Origin of the sequence: Microcystis sp. LEGE 08355, assembly GCF_015207185.1 — a bacterium.
GTDB classification, from domain to species: Bacteria; Cyanobacteriota; Cyanobacteriia; order Cyanobacteriales; family Microcystaceae; genus Microcystis; species Microcystis panniformis.
Window position 1 is genome coordinate 1 of sequence record NZ_JADEXI010000445.1, and the last position, 3917, is coordinate 3917.

The 3917-nt window shown below is 38.8% G+C and carries 8 protein-coding genes; 4 read left to right on the forward strand and 4 right to left on the reverse strand.

What is annotated here, in order from left to right:
- The first annotated feature begins 225 nt into the window (after positions 1–225).
- The 3 genes from IQ242_RS18855 to IQ242_RS18865 all read left to right on the forward strand — a co-directional run bounded on the left by IQ242_RS18855 (position 226) and on the right by IQ242_RS18865 (position 1311).
- Positions 226–441 (forward strand): hypothetical protein, encoded by a 216-nt coding sequence (locus IQ242_RS18855; protein ID WP_193961022.1) that lies wholly within the window; start codon positions 226–228, stop codon positions 439–441.
- A gap of 208 nt (positions 442–649) precedes the next feature.
- Entirely contained in the window at positions 650–907 is a 258-nt protein-coding gene (locus tag IQ242_RS18860) for a hypothetical protein (protein ID WP_002770259.1), read from the forward strand.
- Positions 892–1311, forward strand: coding sequence for a type II toxin-antitoxin system VapC family toxin (locus IQ242_RS18865; protein ID WP_223210675.1), 420 nt, complete (start codon positions 892–894; stop codon positions 1309–1311). The genes IQ242_RS18860 and IQ242_RS18865 overlap by 16 nt, the downstream gene beginning before the upstream one ends.
- A gap of 93 nt (positions 1312–1404) precedes the next feature.
- Here IQ242_RS18865 and IQ242_RS18870 read toward each other — a convergent pair whose 3' ends face one another.
- Positions 1405–2130, reverse strand: coding sequence for a PEP-CTERM sorting domain-containing protein (locus IQ242_RS18870; RefSeq protein WP_193961023.1), 726 nt, complete (start codon positions 2128–2130; stop codon positions 1405–1407).
- A 443-nt stretch (positions 2131–2573) separates the two neighbouring features.
- On the opposite strand from IQ242_RS18870, the gene IQ242_RS18875 reads away from it, so the two are divergent.
- Entirely contained in the window at positions 2574–2789 is a 216-nt protein-coding gene (locus IQ242_RS18875) for a hypothetical protein (protein ID WP_193961022.1), read from the forward strand.
- Positions 2790–2879: 90 nt separating this feature from the next.
- Here the strand turns inward: IQ242_RS18875 and IQ242_RS18880 are convergent, their stop codons facing one another.
- From IQ242_RS18880 to IQ242_RS18890, 3 genes are all read right to left on the reverse strand, one after another.
- Positions 2880–3332 (reverse strand): PIN domain-containing protein, encoded by a 453-nt coding sequence (locus tag IQ242_RS18880; RefSeq protein ID WP_193961024.1) that lies wholly within the window; start codon positions 3330–3332, stop codon positions 2880–2882.
- On the reverse strand, positions 3329–3613 hold the full coding sequence (locus IQ242_RS18885; RefSeq protein ID WP_193961025.1) for a hypothetical protein: 285 nt from the start codon (positions 3611–3613) through the stop codon (positions 3329–3331). Before IQ242_RS18885 ends, IQ242_RS18880 begins: the two co-directional genes overlap by 4 nt.
- 184 nt (positions 3614–3797) lie before the next feature.
- A partial coding sequence (locus IQ242_RS18890; protein ID WP_193961026.1) for a PEP-CTERM sorting domain-containing protein occupies positions 3798–3917 on the reverse strand: 120 nt, incomplete at its 5' end.

The window sequence follows — 3917 nt, forward strand, 5'->3', positions numbered from 1 at the left end:
TTTTTTTTCATTCATCAGCAGAGCTTATTAAATAAACCATGCAGAGAGAAAATATCTGGTATAATGGCACTCCTGCAAGGATTTACCTAGGGATAAGCCGATTTATGTTGCTAAGGTTATATTTTGATAAACTTTTGTCAAGTTAGCCAGATAATTAAGTTATTTTGTGATCAGTTAGGGTAGGGAGATGACTACAGCCTTGTCATCGGAGTCAGCCATGGCAATTTGGCCGTTATTATTGATGGTAAAGGCGGAGATACCGTCGCCATCGAGGTTAGGATTACCTGCGGTGATATTGTAGGTTCAGGGGTTGTTATCGGCATCAGTGGCGTTAATTGTGCCGACGACTGTACCGTTAGGACTGGTTTTAGAAATACGGTAGCACCCACCGCAATACTTTTAGCAATGGTAAAGGTTTTATTGGTGATAACAGGAGGTTGATTGACGGGAGTTGTAAATTCAAAGGCACCGATATCAACTGTAGTACCGTTAATGCGAGGGTTGCAGACGATATCAAAGGGTATTGTTTCGGTGATGTTGCTATCGCCATCTAAGTCGCGGGTATCAGCAGGGAGGGAGGCGTTGCTTCCTGCGTTGCTGGTAGGTTATACTAGGAGTCAAATACCTTAAATTGCTTAGTTGTTGAAAAATGACACAATCTTCTTTACATATCAGCACTCAAGTTTTACCCGGTAATAAAATAGAAATTCAAACCCCTGAACTCGCTGTTGGTGAAATGGTTGAGGTTTTTATTGTTCCTTCAACTTCTGAAAATGATCAAGATAAAAATGAATCTGACCCGCTAATTGGTTTGTTCAGAGGTTCTCCAGATTTAGCAACTCAATCTGAAGAAATTTTACAACAGGAGATTAAAGAAAATTCAGGATGGACATGGAAAGAAAAATAACAATAAGTGATACAGGGTTTGTAGTTGCTTTGCTAAATCAATCAGATATAAAACATAGTGATGTCGTAGCTATTTATCAGAACTATCAGCAAATATTATTACCCCAAACAGTTTTAGCAGAAGTCGCTTATTTAGTAGGTCGTAGTGCAGGTGTTAGCACTGTTGCGGCTTTTTTAAAAGGATTATCTGCAAGTCGGTTTCATTTAATTCCTTTAAGTGAAACTGATGTAATTCGAGTATCTGAGATTTTAGAAGAATACAAAGATAGTCGTATTGATTTTGTTGATGCAACTGTAATGGCGATCGCTGAAAGGCTCAAAATTACGCTTATATTAACATTAGATCAGCGAGATTTTAGATTATTTAGACCTAAACATTGTCAAAGTCTTGAGATTCTGCCATAAGGTCTTTACTATAGTTTTTGATAACAAAGAGACGCAAACTCCGTCGCTTACGTCCCCAATTCATCCTAAATCAAAGTTTACCGCTTGCATAACCTAATTGTCGTCTTGTTTGTGCTTTTTAGAAAACAATGCACCTAAGCCTAATGTTACTATTCCTAGAATTGTAGAAGGTTCAGAAACAGATGTCAAAAGTCCTGAAATTGTCTGTATTTCAAGTTCAGCATAATCAATAGCAATTGCATCTGCTCTTGTACCTCCGAAGCTATTTAATTCAATATTTACATTGCCATCTCCTAAACTAGAAAAGAAAAGAGAATTAAGATTAAAAATTGTAACGTTAACAGGAAGCTGAGTAAGAGCATTGCCATCTGGCGTAGAAACATCATCAAACGCTCCTGATACTTCAATACCATCAATAAATAACCTGTCATCAAATGGAATTCCACCGAACCCATCTCCAGCACCGTTATCTTCTAGGTCGAAGGTAACTATTTTAAGAACGGCTGAAGTGATTGATGAACTGGCTGGAAGTGAGTAATTATGCGACCATTGAAATGTTTTGAATGTGAAAAAGTCAAAATCAATATCGTTTGTTCCCTGAACGATATTCAATACAGCTATAGTGTTGCAAATATTAGAGCCCGTTCCAAAGCAATCTTTATCTCCCGCAATACTTGTAATTGTTGCGGCATTTGCAGCACCCAAAAATAGAGAAAAAATTGCTTGGGCAGCAGCGATCGCACTTACTAAACTGCCATAAGCATTATTCCAAGCAGAACCATTACCAGTAGAACCGGATTTAACGTAGATGATAGCCATGATATACCTCGTGTGAAAAAGATAGTACAGAGTCAATAGGGAATCCACCCGAACCTTAGTTCGAGTTAGATAAAGTTGATAAGTAGGCGAATAGTGGAGAAAAATGTCTCTAGAGACAGCAAAACTATTAATCAAGCTTGGATGTGAGAAAATTTAGCACTGGTTAGGGATAATGCTTAGATTGTAGAGGCGAATAATTATAAGTCCCGTTTATTTTTTTTTTTTTCATTCATCAGCAGAGCTTATTAAATAAACCATGCAGAGAGAAAATATCTGGTATAATGGCACTCCTGCAAGGATTTACCTAGGGATAAGCCGATTTATGTTGCTAAGGTTATATTTTGATAAACTTTTGTCAAGTTAGCCAGATAATTAAGTTATTTTGTGATCAGTTAGGGTAGGGAGATGACTACAGCCTTGTCATCGGAGTCAGCCATGGCAATTTGGCCGTTATTATTGATGGTAAAGGCGGAGATACCGTCGCCATCGAGGTTAGGATTACCTGCGGTGATATTGTAGGTTCAGGGGTTGTTATCGGCATCAGTGGCGTTAATTGTGCCGACGACTGTACCGTTAGGACTGGTTTTAGAAATACGGTAGCACCCACCGCAATACTTTTAGCAATGGTAAAGGTTTTATTGGTGATAACAGGAGGTTGATTGACGGGAGTTGTAAATTCAAAGGCACCGATATCAACTGTAGTACCGTTAATGCGAGGGTTGCGGACGATATCAAAGGGTATTGCTTTATCAATTAGGAATAATATTGTGCCATAAATCAGCTTGGATAAATCGGGATAAATGACCTACATTCGTAGTTGCAATTATCACATCTGGAATAGATAGAGTTATCGCTTGTGCAACTAAAATCATATCACCGTCAATTGTCTTATCTCCTGCTGTGGGTTGTCCTTGTTGACGCGCTTGCGCCCAAAATAAGGCAGCTTGTCGCATTGTGTCCGTTGTAATGGGTAGGTATTCTATTAATTCAGCTAACTCATCTAGTCGTTTAATTCCCTTGATCTTGTTAGCGCGTAATAACTCTCGGCGAACTTCATAATCAGCTATTTCGGGAAGAATAACCCTAATACCTTCTTGAATTAAAGTTTGCAGCCAACGAGTACAAGCTAGACTTTCAGGCGATCGCTTAGGATTGGTAATTAAACCGATAATTCCAGTGTCTAATAAAACAACTCGACTCACCAAGTTATCCCCTTTAATTGTGACGGAAATAAAGGACGATCAGATAAACGATCTTGATCGAGTATCTCAATTAAATATTCACCTGTTTCTTGTTGTTCTTCCTCATCTTCTTCATCGATCCAAGACTGAAGAAGATTAACCAGTTTGATTTTTTTTTCTTGGGATAAAATGGTATCTGTGAGCAGTTTTAGGGTGTAAGATTCTAGGGAAAGTCCCTCCTCTTTTGCTCTTTGGGTAAGATATTGCTCTATTTCTGGTTTTAGGTTGAGGGTTAGTGCCATAGTCGGTATTTTTAGAGTTATATTATCCTATTTTATCTTAACTAATCAGTTTTGTATTGAACAAAATTTACACACAGGGACGTAAATCCCATCGCTTACGTCCCTAATCGGTCTTCAATCAAAGTTTACCGCTTGGATAACCGAGAAATCACCCGTTTAAAGCCATATCCTCCTGCGAGGAAAACTAGCCCGACTTCCGCGCTTTTTTAACCGCATTGCCTAGCATTAACCCACTAAGAGTTATAAAACCAATAAGGTTACTAGGTTCGGGAACAGAAATCGGTGGCGGGGGTGGTGGTGGGGG